General features: G+C 54.7%; 14 protein-coding genes. 7 read left to right on the top strand and 7 right to left on the bottom strand.

Translation table 11 applies throughout. The features are described from left to right. Positions 1-33: 33 nt before the first annotated feature. On the top strand, positions 34-1,407 hold the full coding sequence (locus ABJD00_RS15830) for an oligosaccharide flippase family protein (protein WP_413849763.1): 1,374 nt from the start codon (positions 34-36) through the stop codon (positions 1,405-1,407). Positions 1,408-1,425: 18 nt separating this feature from the next. Here the strand turns inward: ABJD00_RS15830 and ABJD00_RS15825 are convergent, their stop codons facing one another. Genes ABJD00_RS15825 through ABJD00_RS15805 form a run of 5 tightly spaced genes read right to left on the bottom strand, consistent with a single transcriptional unit; the run spans position 1,426 to position 6,563 of the window. Continuing rightward, complete coding sequence (locus ABJD00_RS15825) at positions 1,426-2,388, bottom strand: glycosyltransferase (protein ID WP_413849761.1); 963 nt, start codon at positions 2,386-2,388, stop codon at positions 1,426-1,428. Continuing rightward, entirely contained in the window at positions 2,385-3,224 is an 840-nt protein-coding gene (locus tag ABJD00_RS15820; protein WP_413849760.1) for a sulfotransferase domain-containing protein, read from the bottom strand. The genes ABJD00_RS15825 and ABJD00_RS15820 overlap by 4 nt, the downstream gene beginning before the upstream one ends. A gap of 9 nt (positions 3,225-3,233) precedes the next feature. Further along, on the bottom strand, positions 3,234-4,202 hold the full coding sequence (locus tag ABJD00_RS15815) for a glycosyltransferase family 2 protein (protein ID WP_413849758.1): 969 nt from the start codon (positions 4,200-4,202) through the stop codon (positions 3,234-3,236). 1 nt (position 4,203) lies between these two features. Further along, positions 4,204-5,697 (bottom strand): hypothetical protein, encoded by a 1,494-nt coding sequence (locus ABJD00_RS15810; RefSeq protein ID WP_413849756.1) that lies wholly within the window; start codon positions 5,695-5,697, stop codon positions 4,204-4,206. Continuing rightward, positions 5,694-6,563, bottom strand: coding sequence for a WecB/TagA/CpsF family glycosyltransferase (locus tag ABJD00_RS15805; protein ID WP_413853660.1), 870 nt, complete (start codon positions 6,561-6,563; stop codon positions 5,694-5,696). The genes ABJD00_RS15810 and ABJD00_RS15805 overlap by 4 nt, the downstream gene beginning before the upstream one ends. A 184-nt stretch (positions 6,564-6,747) precedes the next feature. On the opposite strand from ABJD00_RS15805, the gene ABJD00_RS15800 reads away from it, so the two are divergent. Genes ABJD00_RS15800 through ABJD00_RS15790 form a run of 3 tightly spaced genes read left to right on the top strand, consistent with a single transcriptional unit; the run spans position 6,748 to position 10,591 of the window. Then, complete coding sequence (locus ABJD00_RS15800) at positions 6,748-7,005, top strand: spike base protein, RCAP_Rcc01079 family (RefSeq protein ID WP_413849753.1); 258 nt, start codon at positions 6,748-6,750, stop codon at positions 7,003-7,005. Positions 7,006-7,043: 38 nt separating this feature from the next. Next, on the top strand, positions 7,044-7,931 hold the full coding sequence (locus ABJD00_RS15795) for a hypothetical protein (RefSeq protein ID WP_413849751.1): 888 nt from the start codon (positions 7,044-7,046) through the stop codon (positions 7,929-7,931). Beyond that, positions 7,931-10,591, top strand: a complete 2,661-nt coding sequence (locus tag ABJD00_RS15790; protein WP_413849749.1) for a hypothetical protein — start codon at positions 7,931-7,933, stop codon at positions 10,589-10,591. Before ABJD00_RS15795 ends, ABJD00_RS15790 begins: the two co-directional genes overlap by 1 nt. Positions 10,592-10,633: 42 nt before the next feature. Here ABJD00_RS15790 and ABJD00_RS15785 read toward each other — a convergent pair whose 3' ends face one another. Then, positions 10,634-12,544, bottom strand: coding sequence for an acyltransferase family protein (locus ABJD00_RS15785; protein ID WP_413849747.1), 1,911 nt, complete (start codon positions 12,542-12,544; stop codon positions 10,634-10,636). Positions 12,545-12,936: 392 nt separating this feature from the next. On the opposite strand from ABJD00_RS15785, the gene ABJD00_RS15780 reads away from it, so the two are divergent. Continuing rightward, a complete protein-coding gene (locus ABJD00_RS15780) occupies positions 12,937-13,275 on the top strand; it encodes an FkbM family methyltransferase (protein ID WP_413849745.1) in 339 nt (112 codons plus the stop codon). A gap of 106 nt (positions 13,276-13,381) precedes the next feature. Next, positions 13,382-14,203 (top strand): hypothetical protein, encoded by an 822-nt coding sequence (locus tag ABJD00_RS15775; RefSeq protein ID WP_413849743.1) that lies wholly within the window; start codon positions 13,382-13,384, stop codon positions 14,201-14,203. On the opposite strand, the gene ABJD00_RS15770 is transcribed toward ABJD00_RS15775, so the two are convergent. Next, positions 14,195-14,527, bottom strand: coding sequence for a hypothetical protein (locus tag ABJD00_RS15770; protein WP_413849741.1), 333 nt, complete (start codon positions 14,525-14,527; stop codon positions 14,195-14,197). The two genes, ABJD00_RS15775 and ABJD00_RS15770, sit on opposite strands and share 9 nt — an antisense overlap. A gap of 12 nt (positions 14,528-14,539) precedes the next feature. Here ABJD00_RS15770 and ABJD00_RS15765 point away from each other — a divergent pair. Beyond that, positions 14,540-14,994 (top strand): acyltransferase family protein (locus tag ABJD00_RS15765; RefSeq protein WP_413859112.1); only part of this gene is annotated, 455 nt, incomplete at its 3' end.

The following is a 14,994-nucleotide window of genomic DNA, read 5'->3' as shown; positions in this document are numbered from 1 at the left end:
CATCCAAAAAACTGGTTTCTGCATGATCCGACTATGCTGCGTAAAATATTAGAGAGCGGAGCCTTGGGTCGCCGCGTTGGCAACGCCGGCCTCTGGACATTTATCGGGTTTGCCAGTGGCAATGGCCTACGCCTAATTTCGAATCTTATCCTGACTCGTATGCTGAGCCCGGAGGTTTTTGGTCTTATTGCGCTTGCCCAGGTGTTCACGAACGGCATCACCATGCTGAGCGATGTCGGGGTCAAAGCGTCGGTGATCCGTAGCACCCGTGGCGAAGACCTGGCGTTTCTACGGACGGCATGGAGCATACAGGTCTTTCGTGGCGTGATCGTGATGGGTGTGTGCTGTCTTATGGCATGGCCCGCCGCGCTTTTGTACGATCAGCCTATCTTGTTTTCGCTAATCTGTGTATTGGCGCTTTCGGCTCTGATCCGGGGGTTTCAGTCCATTTCGGTAGCGACGGCGAATCGGAAACTGCTTATCAAGACGATCACGCTTCTGAACATCTACTCACAGATCGCCACTCTGGTTGTAACAGTTTTCGCGGCATGGCAACTGCAGTCGGTCTGGGCTCTGGCCATTGGGGCCGTGGTGGGTACTACGCTCACCGTCGCGTTGTCCCACAGGTTTCTACCAAGCTTTGAACATCGTTTTACGTTGGAGCCAGAAGCGCTGCGCGAGATCATCGGTTTTGGCAAGTGGATCCTGCTGGCGACGTTTTTCACATTTTTAGGCGGGCGTGGACAACAGGCTGTATACGGATTTCTTTTTCCCATTGAAGTGATTGGGCTTATTGCAATTTCCACATTGCTAGCGTCTGTGCCTAACGATCTTTTCAGAAGCCTGTTAAACACCATCCTGCTGCCATCTTTTTCAGAAATTATGCGTGAGCGTCCGAAACAACTGCCCCGGGTACTTCGCAAAGTCCGCCTGTTTACGATCGGGTTGGCCTTTCCCATGTTTTTTGCTGTTTCATTCATGGCTCAGCCTATCATCGAGTTACTTTATGACGATCGATATGTGGGGGCTGGCCTCATTCTGGCTTTGATGGCCCTGAACATGGCCGTGCCGACATTATCGGCCACCTACCAGAACCTGCTATTGGCCAAAGGGCGCAGCGACTTGCATGCTCTTTTGATGTTCCTTTGGGCGACAGGAACTGTGGCAGGCATCGTGTTGGGTTTTTTGACCTTTGGACTGGTGGGCAGCCTAGTAGGTGTCGGGCTTGCGATGAGCCTGATGTTCTTCATCAACATCGCAATCGCGATGCGGCGCGGCTATGCCACGGTATCGTTGGATATCGTCGCCTTTTTCATCATCGTTGTGGTCTATCTGATGACGCTGTGGACTTTGGACATTCCGCCGTCTTATTTGTCGCCTGAACTGGTTCACCAGATTTTCGAGTGATCCGCGCGCGCTTAACTATCACTTGTAATCGATTCGCCGCCGTTCGGTTGACGTCCAGTGCTTGTACCAGAACTCGATGATCCCCAAGGCTTCTGGCAGTTTACCCAAGATCAGGAAGGTTGCACGCAGCCGTGTTTCGCCCATGCGCATCAGCCGTATCATCTGCGCGGGCAGGGTGAGCAGCACCAACAGCGCCCAAGGGGTGATCAGGGCGCCGATTAGGGCCATTGCAGGCAAGGCGATGCCCCACATCAGTGCCCGCCGGGTTTCAGAGACTTTGTGACGTTCCGGGGGTGCGCCGTAAAGCGCCACGGCCTCCCCATAGCCGTAGCCCACCCGCCGGGTCCGCCGCCACCATTGTGAGAATTTTGTCATCGCCACATCGTGCAATGTCATTTCGGCATCCAGACGCCAAATGCGCCATCCTGCTCGCCGCATCCGGATACACATTTCCGCCTCTTCACCCACGATGGTATCAGGATCAAAACCCCCGACCTCTTCGAACGCCGCCGTACGGATCATTGCATCGCCCGCACATGCCTTGGCCTCACCTACGGGGGCGGCCCACTCCCCGTCAATCACCCGGTTCCACAAGGTTGCCTCGGGATAACGTTCGCGTCGTCGTCCGCTGACAGCCGCCACGTCCGGGTGCGCCACCAGAAAGTCGGTCGCCATTTCCAGCCAGCCATCACGTATCTCGCAATCACCGTCTACGAACTGTATGAGATCGGGTTTTCCTCCGGTTTCGGCCAGTTGCCGGAACCCGGCATTGCGTGCCCTTGAGACGGTGAACAGAGTCGATGGATCCAGTTCGACAATTTCTGCGCCTGCCGACACTGCGGCCCCGACGCTGCCATCGGTAGACCCGGAATCCACATAAACCAGACGATCCACGCGACCCTGAAAAGAGGCCAGACAGCGCACTAGGCGTTCGCCTTCGTTGCGCCCTATTGCAATCGCTGCAAGCTTGGGTCGGCTCATGACACTTCTCTTTTCATATCTGTCTCTATAACGTCTGGAAACAGCTCTGAGAGTCTTGTTTGGTCGGAGGCAAACTGGGCGCGCAATGCGGCTATACGGTCAGGACTGAGGGTGGGCCTGGCATGCATTTGACGGGATTTGGCCAACCGTGTTCGCAGGCTTTGAGGGACCAATGCCCGGCGCAGGGAACGTGCCACGGGGTTGTCAACCAGAAGATTGTGTAATGGCAGCTTGCGCACCCGCTCGGCCGAGACGTTCTGTGTGCTCAACTCGCTGTGCCATTGCGTCGGACCCTTGAACCCGATGTGATGTGCAATCCGCGCAAGTTCGTCTGCCGGATTGGTTTTGAGCCGCTCAAGACTGGTCAGGCATATCGCGTCGATCCCATAAGCATCGATGAAAGGGGCGATCTGCTTTGCATAGAGACTGTATTCCACAAGTTCAGGATAGGTTTCTAAGGCGCTGTCAAGATTGCCGCTCATCCGACGTTCGCTCCATTCATGGATGAAATGTGATACGGACCGCTGTACCGGGTCGCGCACCATGTAGACCAGCCGAGGGTTTGCTAGAACGGCGCGCATGCGCGTAACGGTGTGGGGGTGGGTCGGCAGTTTGGTATAGTGGGTGCTAGCTTCACCTTTGATGTCCTGTGTGCCGGCTCGTTCAAACAGCGACGCATACCAGTGCAGGCCTCGGGCGAACACGTCATCGTCAGAAAAAAAGTTCGGCTCCTTCGGGGTGGTCAAGAAGAGACCGTTTTGCTGCCCCAGCTGGGTGGCAAGCGTTGAGGTGCCACATTTCATGGCCCCAATGATTATGAAATCTGGGCAGGACATGGCTTTTCCTCAGGAACGGTCAGCAGGCGCATAAGATGGACCCAGAGGGCGAAAGATATTGGTCCAGATGTCGTGGCCTTCGCTGGCCTTGGCATTGTCGGAGTGCCGTCCCATGAGACGGCGTCCGAGCGCCAGAATGCGTCCCGCCGCCCACATCAGGTTAGCTGCCCACAATCCCAGGTGCCCATAGGCTTGGAAGAAAAACCGGGTTCGGGAACTGTAATAATAGGCTGGCAGACGCGCGCGCGCCTTTGCCAAAGACTTGACCGGCGCGCTACCGCCCCGAAAATGTATCATGCGCGCATTTGGGCAGTGCTGGACGCGCCATCCGGCTCGGTGCGCGCGCAGACAGTATTCAGCGTCCTCGAAATATAGGAAATAGCCTTCGTCCATCGGGCCGATGTCGCGCACCATGCGCTCGTCGAGCATGATGCAAGCAAAGCTGGCCCAGCCGATCTGGCGCGGGTCAGGGTCTGTACCTAGAGGAACGTTCCAGCGCTTAAGCACCTTGGTAACGGGCCCAGAATTGGCACCACGGATAAATTCACTGAATGGCGTGTGAAACCGAAAACAGCTTCCCTGAATGGTTCCATCTTCATGTTCGATCTGCGGGGCATACAGTCCCGCGTCCGGATTTGTCCTAGCTTCAGTGAGCAAGGCGCTCAGGCATCCTGGCAACACGCGCGCATCGGAGTTCAGTAGCAAGTAGTGTGTTGCGGGCATGGCGGCCATGCCTTGATTATGCCCGCCCGAGAATCCAGAATTGGTATTTGACGATACCAGATGCACGGGTGTTCGGTCAGGCTGAGCAGCGATCCAGTCCGTCAGCTTCTGTTCCGATCCATCCTCGGAGCAATTGTCGACAATGACCACCTGCACGTCCAACTCTCCGATATCTTCAAGAACCGACCGGACACAGTCCAGTGTCATGTCTGCAGTGCGATAATTGATTATGGAAACAACAAGTTGGTGTGTCATGTCATCGTTTCAGAACTGGTTGTTTCCGATAGTGGCGATTGTATTGGCGAGTATAGGGGGATACTTCGCCCCGCGCCATGGTCAAACCTGAGCGCACAGGTTGTCTTGGGGCCGACTTCGTCGTTGACGCAGCACGCTCGCCACCTAGTTCAAGACGTCCTATAAGCGCCCCGACGATCAACCACGTGATCGGAGACCTGCCGGAATTTGGGATCATGTCGACCATATTGGCGGCCAGCACCAGACAGAGGGTCGCTGTTACCTGATCGGCATTGTATTTTCGTCTCCTCAGAGCAAGCAGGATTAAGGGTATGCTCATGAGGCCAAATTCCGCGAGGTAACGCACCCAGCCCCCCTGCCCGATAGAGACAATCCAGAACCCGTCGACTACGGATTCAGTTTCGCCCTGTTCGTTGAAGATGCGGCTTCGACTGTAGGGGCCCCATCCAAAGAACGGCCTTTCTTTTGCACGCGCCAGAAGCTCGTCCTCGTTTCTAAGCCGAAACTGTAATGATCTAGCACGCTCTTCGCTATAGGACTCCGCAATGGAAACGATGCGATCCGTTGGTACGAGATCAACCCCGCGCATCAGCGGATAGATCAAGATGCTTCCGGCGATGACACTCGCAAAGAGAAGCTGGGCCTGGACACTCAGTATGAGAATGACCGGCAAAAAAACCACTGCAATGGCGAGTGCTCCGAGAGAGTTGCTGAGCAGGAGTGTTAACAACAGCCATGCCCCGGCCAGCAGCCAACGCTTTTGGTTCTTAGTTTCGGACCGATACAAACCGATTGAGGCCAGAACGGTCATGGCAAAGAAAATCGCCAGCAAAAGGCCATGCTCCAAAAACACGAGCGGTCGAAACCCACCGTCTCGAATATGTTGCGCCCAACTGTGGGGGAAGAAGCCGTAGACCCAGCGGTTCATCTGTGGTGACAGACGTACTTCGGTGAGCGCGAGGAGCGAATAGGCCAGCCCCGCAAAGACCAATCCGACCAGTAGCACCCGGTGCCCCTGAGCATCTGCCAGGTATTTGCGGCCAAGCAGGATTGGCCCAATCATGGCGACAGAGCGGACAATCAAGGAAAACCCGTCATAAAGACTGAGGCCGGGAATGGAAAACCCTGTATCTGCAAAGCGCAGCCGGTCTGAATTTGTCAGAGCTGTCAACAATGCGCCGGCTATGAACATCAGCAACAAAATCACCCCGATGGTGGACTTGGGGCTCCACCCACTCAAAGTGGATACAGCAGGAGATATGCCTGCGGGTACAGGCTTTTCCCCGGGACGCATGACTAGAGCCAGAATGAGCAGGACCAGGCATGGAATTGTGTCTTTTTCAAACGGAGGCAGCAGCGGCAGATTGAGTCCGCCTCGTTCCGGCAGCAACAGATATCCGCCGATCAGTGATGCTACGATTGTATTCGGCCATGGCAATGTGCGCGCCATGATGATCATCAGGATTGGCCAACCTATAAGGGCGACAGAAATCATGAGGGTCCGCTGTGTTTGACTGGGTCGCGATGTGCATTTGTGCGGCGGGTGTGGAGCGCGCGCGCAAGCAGGCGCGGCAATATGAGCAGACAGGCCCCATAGCGTGCCGCAAGCCTGCGCGGGTTGCACAACAGTCGCCATGCCCATTCCATGCCCACAGCACGGACAATCCGAGGTGCGCGTGTTTGTGTTCCGGCGATGAAGTCGAGACTGGCACCAACAGACAGGAACCCCATCTGAGGACAGGCCTTGAGACCACGCGCCGCCAGAATTTCCTGTTTGGGCGCTCCCAAGGCCAAAAAACACACACGCGCGCCGGACCTGGCAAGATCCCCAAGCAGCGTATCGGCCTGTGCCGCATCAGGGTCAAATCCCATGGGAGGTGCAATCGTTGTTGCAATCGTCAGACCCGGATATCGCTTGGTTACGGTTTTTGCGACCGTTTCCAGCACAGCATTGGTAGAGCCTAAAAGGGCAATCGGCACAGACATTTCTGCGCACAGCCGCATCATTGGCTCAACAAGGTCGGACCCTGTCACGAGTTCGACATTGCGCCCGGCGCAGTACGACAGCCATACGATGGGCCGTCCGTCTGCCGAAACATGGGTCTGTTGCCCATAGGCTGTCCGGAACGGTTCGCTGTGATGCAGCTTGACCACGTGATCAAGGTTCAGTGTTGCAACCGAGAATCCAGTCCGTGACGTCATGCGAGACCGCAGATCTGTCAGCAGTGCTTTTTGCGACTGAACGGTGATGGCTACGGATACATCATTTTGGTCTGAAGGCGTCCAGATCATTTCGGTCAAACGGTGCCTTTGGGTTGTGACATGTCCGGTTACATACGTGGCTTCGTTATCGTGTTTCAAGTTGGCCTTTTTATGTCTTTTTGCGAGACATGGTCGCGGATTTTGGAGGGGTCAGCGCAGAGCGCCTGAGATGAGCGTTTGCAGTCAGAAGTTGCGTACGGTGGTATAACCCCCCTTAACGAGAGGCCGTCATTTTCAAATTTGTTTTTACCGCCACAGGCACATTTTTGAAAGGGTAGCGTGGATGGATCTGTTTGAAGGATATACGCCGGGTCTTGAAAGCCCAGCGACACGCTTCGAGCAAATCGTGCCGGATGATGCCAATGATATTTCTTTTCTGACCCGTGCCATAGCGGTTGACGCTGCGGGCTATGTGCAAGTTGTCACTGCGGGCGGCGATACGGGACGTGTCTTTGTCGCTGCCGGTATTCCGTTTCCCATTCGGGTGCGGCAGGTCTTTGCCACAGGCACTACAGCAGGCGGAATCGTGGGGCTGGCATGAGTTCGCTTTGCCTGTCGTGCGGTATCGGGAGTGTGAAGGTGCCCATACCTGCGATATCGCCTGTGCTTGCGGTATCCTCGGTGGTTCAGGGCCCCGTCCGTGAGGCGATGCAACTGGGCGCGGACATGTCGGATGCCTGGGTTGTGGCGGGGCGCGCGTCTGTGGTCATTGAACGGGAATATCGTTTGCTTGTCGGTGGGGTTGTTGTCCTTGGGCCGCAAGCCGACCCCATCTTTATGGTGCCTCATGGTACGGGCGGATTGACGTATTCCTACCAATTGCGGGTCAGGGTTGCCGAGGCGCCTGACGTTTTCTCAGTGTGGATTGAGATTGATGGTGGCACCGTTATTTACGCCCTCCCACAACCCATCGGTACCATTCCCGATATCATGCTTACTGTTGACAGTGAAATCAAGATCACCGGCACCACGGGTCTTGTTACGATCACCGTCATCAAGCCAGAGATCTGTGCCGCCTATGATGCCGGCAACAGTCCTAGCTTCTTCACAGTTGATGAAGCGGCTCTGGTTGGCGGCCCAGCCTATCTTGTTCCCGTACGGATCAGCGAGACAAATCCCGGCGTTGGAAGCATCATCACTCTCACACCTGGATTTGCGGTTTACGATGGCAACAACGTGGAACCCTCCATCACGTATGAGTGGATGCGAGACGGTGTGCTCATACCGGGTGGGACGGGACAAACATATTCTGTCCAAGCTGGCGATGTTGGTGCACAAATCACGGTGCGCGCGACAGCAACTGGCACAAATGGCGTTGGCACGTCGCTTTCGGCACCTGTCATTATCGCAGGGTCCGTGGCTGCAATTACCGCGATCATGGGCGATACATCCGGCATCAACATTGACTATATGGGTGTGCTGAGCGTTTTGGGCGGCACGTCTGATATAACATTGGAGGTGGTATAATGCCCACAGGAAACATCGCAGTCGGCGCAGGTATCTATGACATAATGATCGACGGAGTGGACAGCCAAGTTGTCGTGCCGACACTAACGGCAGGATCCGTTGTGCAAATATCCCCAGCCGTGAGTGATATACTCACGGTGACAGGATCGAATGCATCTGCAGCCGCCACGTTCCAGTGGCAGGCCGATGGAGCGGATATCAGCGGCGCCACGTCGGCTTCTTTTGACACGACCGGGGAGCCTGCAGGCGACTATCGTCGCGGCGTCTCGGATGGAGGGCAGGGGTCGACATATACAAATGCGGTGACTGTTTCAGCATGGCAAGCATCACAACCGGGCACATTCCGCGTGCGCGTCAGCATCGAAGATGAAACATGGAGCGCAATATCAGACGGTAATGTGATTGAAACCGTCGCCCCCGGTCGCGTGCAGGTTTGGATTGATCAGTTTGAGAATTGGGCTGTCAATGATCCGCGCCATATCCACGTTGAGACCGACATGGGCGAGCGATACGATTTCCAACATACAAACCACCCCGATCTGCCGACAAGCCCAACATTACTCCGGCCCGCTGGTATTACGGCAGGGCTGTATCCGGGGCCTATCTGCGGCCACTCTATGCGTGGCACCGATATGTCAGGCAATCAAGTTCTGACAGCCACCTACAACGGATCGGCGGGGCCTGTTGGCACACTTGACCAAACGATTGAGGTGTATGTGAGTGACGGCTTGGCCTCTGATACTCTCACCTTCACCTTGCGGCTGATTGATCCCATTGTCTATTATGCAGACCGCACCAAGGCCACTCACGCACCCACTGCGATTGAGACTGCGCGTAGAGGCTTTATCTATGTGTCTCGGGATGGTGATTTCTCTGACGCCCCTGCAGAGCGCACAGAAACAACGACAGTTGCGGGCATCTACCACCGGACAATCGGTGACGGAGAGTTTGACAGGAACCTGTTTAAGACAACAGGCTTTCCGTGGGGTAACTACCCAGACAGCGCAATGATCCTGTTCAAGGCAGGTGAAGAGTTCTATCCAACATCGTCTATCTCACCAGATTGGGCAGGCGAGAATGGTACATGGGGCACGTGGTATCACACGGGCACAGATGGGGATGCACCAGCAACGCTGAGTTATGACAAGCTGGCCACGTATGATATCACAAATACTCCGGCCATGTGGCAGAGTAACGCCAACGCCTACGTTGGAGTGCGCTTCAAGGACTTGATCTGCAAGGTTTCCGACTATGACGTGTCGGATGTGACGTGGCGCGAGTGGTGGAACATTATCAAGTACAGCGGCCAGACTGGCACACTGACTGAGAATAGCAGTACAAGCGGTGCTGCCGGGTTCAACGGAGAGATCATTTCCAATGGCAGCGGTGCTTACGCCATGGTTATTAGTGATGATGGGGCGGGTGAACTCATTTGTCGTCAGGTAGTGGACAACTCAGACGTTGACCATGAAGATGCAGAGCCTGCCACCTTCACTAACGGTGACACCCTGACCGGACAGACAGGCGGTGCGACAATGACATTTGTTGCCAGTGGCTCACGTCAGGACCGGATGCAAAAAGTACCCGGTAACTGCTTCCGCGCTCAGAACAACCGAGGCTTGATGATGGATAATGTCCAGATCATTGGTGCCGCAAGTGGGATTGCCAGCCTGGGGCAAGGGTTGCATCTGAATGACTGCCTGATCAGCAATTGCTGGAACTACGCAGCCCAAGACACCGACAGCACCGGGGATACTAAGTGGACAGAAGCCGGAACGGTTACAACGCAACCTCTAGCCTATGAGGGAACACCGCGCGACTTTGGTGGGGCAACCGTATCGGGCAACCGGAACTACTTTAACGTGATGATCGACGCCACAACTATGGCCACGAATGACGTCAGCCACGCTGCGAGACGCTGGGCGGAACTGCAAGAAATATCGATGCACTACTGCTTTGCTCACTGGTATGGCGGACACGGGGGTTCGCACCAGCCCATGCTTCGGATTGGTACAGGTGGCTCGGATGCTGAGGGTCTGATGTCTTTCAACATGTATGGTTGCGGATTTTCTGGAGGTGGTACGCAGGTTCTGTTTTCCACCATCGGGGCGCCCGTGCCACGCACACCTGCCTTCATTCGAGTGGAACGGACGCACATGCTAGGAACACATGCCACAGCCGAACGTAATTTCTACTCTGTTTATACCAACTTTGTAGTACGTAACTGCATTCTTGATCGACCAGCCGGAACGGGTAGTTGGGATAACAAGACCATTGAGTGGATTGTGTCTAGCGATGACACCTACGGCTCCGATCCTGACACGAATGCGGTGGAACCTATTGTGGAGTTTTGTACATTCACGGCACTTTTGGACACTGCCACGGCTTCGACGGTTGGTGCACCACATGCAGACGTGAGGGATGTGACGATCAACTATAGTAACAATGCCTACATAGTCGATACGAGTGTGATTGGGTCTGTTGACTCTGGCATTGCTGCTCTTGCGGACGAGCCTAACAAGTTCAGTGGGTTTGTGCCACTGGCCACAGCTAAGGCTTATCAGTCTGCTACGGGCACGCTACTGCCCGCAGCCGAAGGAGATGCAGTGGGTGTAGATCGGACGGGCAATCTATCGCAAGGCGCGTTTGAGCCTCCATAGGCGCTGCACGGCATACCTAGGATTGGTCGTCCGTACGGAGGATCATTCAAACGTAGTTTGTTCCTGTAAATATGCGGCGATCGTAGGTGAATGGCGCATTGCAACATGATTATTGTCTGTGAACAGTGGTCTGCCATCCACAACTGCGCGGCAGATCCCATTTTCACAAAATGGATCAATCACTGACAGGCTGCGCACATTCTGTCCCAGCACGTTGTCCATCGCCGCATGGACAGAGGTGAAGGTTGCCATATGGTCGGCAAGCGACCGGTCCACAGGTCTGTCGCGATTGAAAGCGATGTTGCCTGCGAGCGTCACCGGCACATCGCCTGTGGCCGCAAAAAATGGTTCGACAATCGTCACCTGTTTGCCTGCAGTGCGCAGTCTATCTACTGTTTGGGCCAACCGTGTGGCAAAAACTTCTTCCACTTCGGCTTCCGGAACCCAGCGTCCATCGAAGGGCTTGCCTCCCTTGGGCAATCCTTGTCGCCAGATTGAGATGAGCACGACTTCTGTAAAGTCTGGTGACCACTCTGCCAGTTTCAGGGCCGTATCTATATTGGAACGGCAGTGGCCCTGTCCGGCCCCCGCAACCGGCATGCACCCAGGATTGAACAGCAACGTGCCGCCCCGTCCTTGTTCTTCCAACCATAGGTCCATGGCACCCGAGAGGGCCCGTGCATGGCTGTCGCCGATCACAAGGACCTCGCGCGGCGCGGATTTATCACCAAGCGCACATGTTGCATCGTCTAGCGCTGCACGTTTTGTGCAGTGTCGGCGCAGTGTGGGACTATCGTCGCGAAAGGCGAGGATTTCTGCCACTTCCGGAGCAAATCGCTCTGGAACTCCTCCTCGCTGCTGGATCAGGCCTGAGGCTGCGATCATCACGACGGACATGGAAGCGACCAGCCCGACGTAGTGTCCCCGTTTTGACAAGACCCGGCGTCGGCGCACTGGTACCTCAATCAAATAATAGATTCCTGCCGCCACGGCAAAAGACAGCACAAAGCCGAACAATCGCCATGGAAACGTGAACTCGACGAGGTGTTCCTGCAGGAAAATCCGAATGGGCCAATGCACCAGATACAAAGGGTAGGATATCTTTCCGATCCACACCATTGGTGGCGTGGCTAGCATCCGGGTCGCCGGCGCTTTTTCAGCAAAGCCCCCCAGAATGACCGCGACAGTCCCAAGCGTGGGCAGCACCGCAAACCAGCCCGGAACTTGGGTGAGTGGCCCATATACCACGACAGATGCTGCAATCAGGCAGAGCCCGAGTGGCCCCATTACCTGCAGCCAGGCCCCTCGTACCACACGCCCATGCGTTACTAGAGCCAGCACCGCGCCAATCATCAACTCCCATGCGCGGGTTGGAAGCAGGTAGAATGCCAGCTCCGGCTTGCGCGGCGTGAAGAACAACCCCAGACCAAAAGAGAGGAGCAGCGCCAATATGACTGCAGGCAAAAGCAGGCGTGGGGCCCATCGCCAGATGATCCAGCATGCCAGCGGGAAGAAGACGTAAAACTGCTCCTCCACGGCCAGGGACCACATATGCAGCAAAGGGACCCCATCCGCGCGCAACCCGAAATAATTGATGTTTTGCCAATAATAGAAGTTCACCACATAGAGCAGCGAAAACATCGTCTCTTTTGCCAGTTCCACAAAGCGAAAGGGTAGGAACAGGAGCCATCCCGCAACAAGCGTCAGCAACAGCGTAGCGAGCAGTGCCGGGTAAAGGCGACGGATGCGCCGGTAAAGAAACTCACCAAAATTAAAGTGCCCGGTTTCAAGATCCTTGCGGATGATGGCCATAATCAAGAACCCGGAAATGACAAAAAAGACATCGACGCCTATGAACCCCGCCTTACCAAGCGTGAAAAGGTCAAAGTGGAAAACCAGGACCAGCAGCACCGCCACTGTTCTAAGCCCGTCAATGTCTGCTCTGTAAGTCATGTATCTCTCAAGCTATCCCCAAGCACGTAACTGGGAAAGCATGCGATTGCATCTGAAAACGACCCTTGGGTTCGTGCCGCCGCAGCCCGCGCGGAGTACATGTGCAACGGGCTGGCAAAAGGCCTTGCGCTCATACATGCGCAACATCCCGTTCACGTTATAACCAGTGATATCTATTGCCATCCGCGACCTGCATCATTCTAGGTGGGTGCAACGGTGAAAACAGGAGCCCGAACAATGCAGTTACGCGACAGAATTACAGACAGAAAGGCACGTGTGGGTGTAATCGGACCCGACCCATGGATGTTTGAAAACTCTGGTATGTCATGAGCGACTACAGCAATGTCACGTTGCACAACGCAGCTGCCGCTGTACAACACGGCTAGATCACGATGTACCGTGCGTCCGGCCTTAGCGAGAACCCCAGTCAATACAGTGTTGCGGTGTCGATGTTTGATCAGCATGGCGACGGGAAAGGCACAGAATTTACTGTGGAGTGTCATGATTTTTGCAAGTTCGCCGAGGCATTGGACTGCGACGCGGACCTCGTCAAAATCGATATCGAAGGGGCCGAAGTTGCTTTGTTGAACTCTCCTGTCAAAGAGCGCATCAAACATATTTTTGTTGAAACCCACTATAATCTGTTTCCTGAACAGATTGCCCCCATTGCCTGGCTGCGGCGACAATTCTCTGGAAGAACAGGACGGAATGTCAACTTTGACTGGCCTTGAAGCGGTCAGCAGGTGCAAAGAGTAGCTTAAGTTACGCCAAAAACTTTCCAGAGTTTGGTGAGTAGCTCGAGTGTAGTGAGAATTTGGGTAGTTAAAGAGCACTTTCATGACATGGACTGGCATCAAGGAAACCACGATTTGGAAAGCTGTTCGCAAGGGGAAGGCAAAGACAACCGGGTTTCTTATCGGTGCGGCGACAAGGCACATCATTCTGCCCCGTGCATTTCGCCTAGTGGTCTTTGCGGGTCTCAAAAGGTCTGGCAATCATGCTTTTATAAACTGGTTCCTAAACCAATCCCATGGACCATGTGCCTTTTTCAATCATGTCCCGCCGCATCAATATCCGACTGACCGCTTCCGCCGCGAGTTTCGCCTGAACAACAGCAGCGCTTTGCCCACTGTGGTCTTCAGTTATGAAGATCACAATTTGTCCGATATTTTCAACGGGGCCTTGCAAGACTTTATCGGTCATCACGCGACTAAGATCGAAAGCCGCTCCGCATGCCTGATCCTGCGAGATCCACGCAATCTGATGGCCAGCCGCTTTCGCAAATGGCCTCAGGAACATCTTGATACGGGCAAAGCTGATGGCCTGGTTAATTTATGGAAAGACTATGCCGTTCATGCGCTGGAGGGTCGCCGCCCTGATCCTGCGTTTGAAACTGTCCCGGTTTATTACAATCACTTCATCACAGACGCGGCCTATCGCACCAAGTTGAGCCAAAAACTTGATATTCGCGATGGTGTCCAAGGCCTTGATGAGGTCACCTCCTATGGCCACGGCAGTTCTTTCAGCGACACGAATCAGCCTGATATGAAGGGTATTTTCAAGCGTTGGGAACATTATGAGGCGGACCCGAGCTTTCAACGGCTCTTTGCGGATGGCACCCTGTGCGCCTTTGCCAGGCGCTTGGAGGCGTTACGCTGACACACCCATTGGTTCGCGCAGAAACAACACGTCGCTGAATTCCGTTGGGGGAGCGTTCAAGCGGGCAAGAGGCCCCAGATCATGCTGCAGGACATAGTGTTGAAGATCATATGTTCCCTGCAATAAATACACCTCAAAGCCTAGGGATCGGGCGCGTTTGATCGTGTTCCACAGGTTTGCAACAGCAGGGTCATATTCAAACGCGACCATCTCAAGCTGGCTATGATCCGGCAGCGTGTCTAAAATCTGTTCCAGCGCGATCTTATCGTATCCTTCCACATCAATTTTTATCGCTGTGACCTGATCCAGGGGACTGTCGGACAAGATGTATGGCGGTTGCTTTTTGCTCAAGTCAAAGGGTACATCCACCAAAATCAGTGCTTTAGCGCTGTTCATGCCTTAGTTAGGTGCCGGATTGTTATGGGAATAGACTATAGAAGGGATGTCGACGGATTACGCGCCGTGGCTGTACTGTCCGTTGTGCTCTACCATGCATTTGGGGCGCCTTTTTCGGGCGGTTTTGTAGGAGTAGACATCTTTTTTGTCATCTCCGGTTTTATCATTACCAGCATCCTTATGCAGCAGTTTGCCGATGGGCGTTTCTCGCTTCTGGATTTTCTGGAACGGCGCGTGCGGCGTATACTGCCGCCGCTTTTTTTGGTCATCGCGGTCTCAATGATCCTTGGAATATGGTTTTATCTGCCGGGCGACCTGACCACTTTGGGCGTGTCGGCGATCTGGGCGCTTCTCTTCCTCGCGAATTTCTTTTTCTTGATCGAAATTGACTATTT

It is taken from the genome of Tateyamaria sp., from assembly GCF_039945315.1.
Classification (GTDB): domain Bacteria; phylum Pseudomonadota; class Alphaproteobacteria; order Rhodobacterales; family Rhodobacteraceae; genus Tateyamaria.
This window is presented reverse-complemented; position numbering and strand designations above follow the sequence as displayed.

Excerpts from the sequence above, each read along its gene's own strand:
- ABJD00_RS15790 (WP_413849749.1), top strand. The coding sequence starts at position 7,931 with ATGCCCACAGGAAACATCGCAGTCGGCGCAGGTATCTATGACATAATG.
- ABJD00_RS15780 (WP_413849745.1), top strand. The coding sequence starts at position 12,937 with ATGTACCGTGCGTCCGGCCTTAGCGAGAACCCCAGTCAATACAGTGTT.
- ABJD00_RS15830 (WP_413849763.1), top strand. The coding sequence starts at position 34 with ATGCTGCGTAAAATATTAGAGAGCGGAGCCTTGGGTCGCCGCGTTGGC.
- ABJD00_RS15825 (WP_413849761.1), bottom strand. The coding sequence starts at position 2,388 with ATGAGCCGACCCAAGCTTGCAGCGATTGCAATAGGGCGCAACGAAGGC.
- ABJD00_RS15815 (WP_413849758.1), bottom strand. The coding sequence starts at position 4,202 with ATGACACACCAACTTGTTGTTTCCATAATCAATTATCGCACTGCAGAC.
- ABJD00_RS15810 (WP_413849756.1), bottom strand. The coding sequence starts at position 5,697 with ATGATTTCTGTCGCCCTTATAGGTTGGCCAATCCTGATGATCATCATG.
- ABJD00_RS15775 (WP_413849743.1), top strand. The coding sequence starts at position 13,382 with ATGACATGGACTGGCATCAAGGAAACCACGATTTGGAAAGCTGTTCGC.
- ABJD00_RS15785 (WP_413849747.1), bottom strand. The coding sequence starts at position 12,544 with ATGACTTACAGAGCAGACATTGACGGGCTTAGAACAGTGGCGGTGCTG.
- ABJD00_RS15800 (WP_413849753.1), top strand. The coding sequence starts at position 6,748 with ATGGATCTGTTTGAAGGATATACGCCGGGTCTTGAAAGCCCAGCGACA.
- ABJD00_RS15820 (WP_413849760.1), bottom strand. The coding sequence starts at position 3,224 with ATGTCCTGCCCAGATTTCATAATCATTGGGGCCATGAAATGTGGCACC.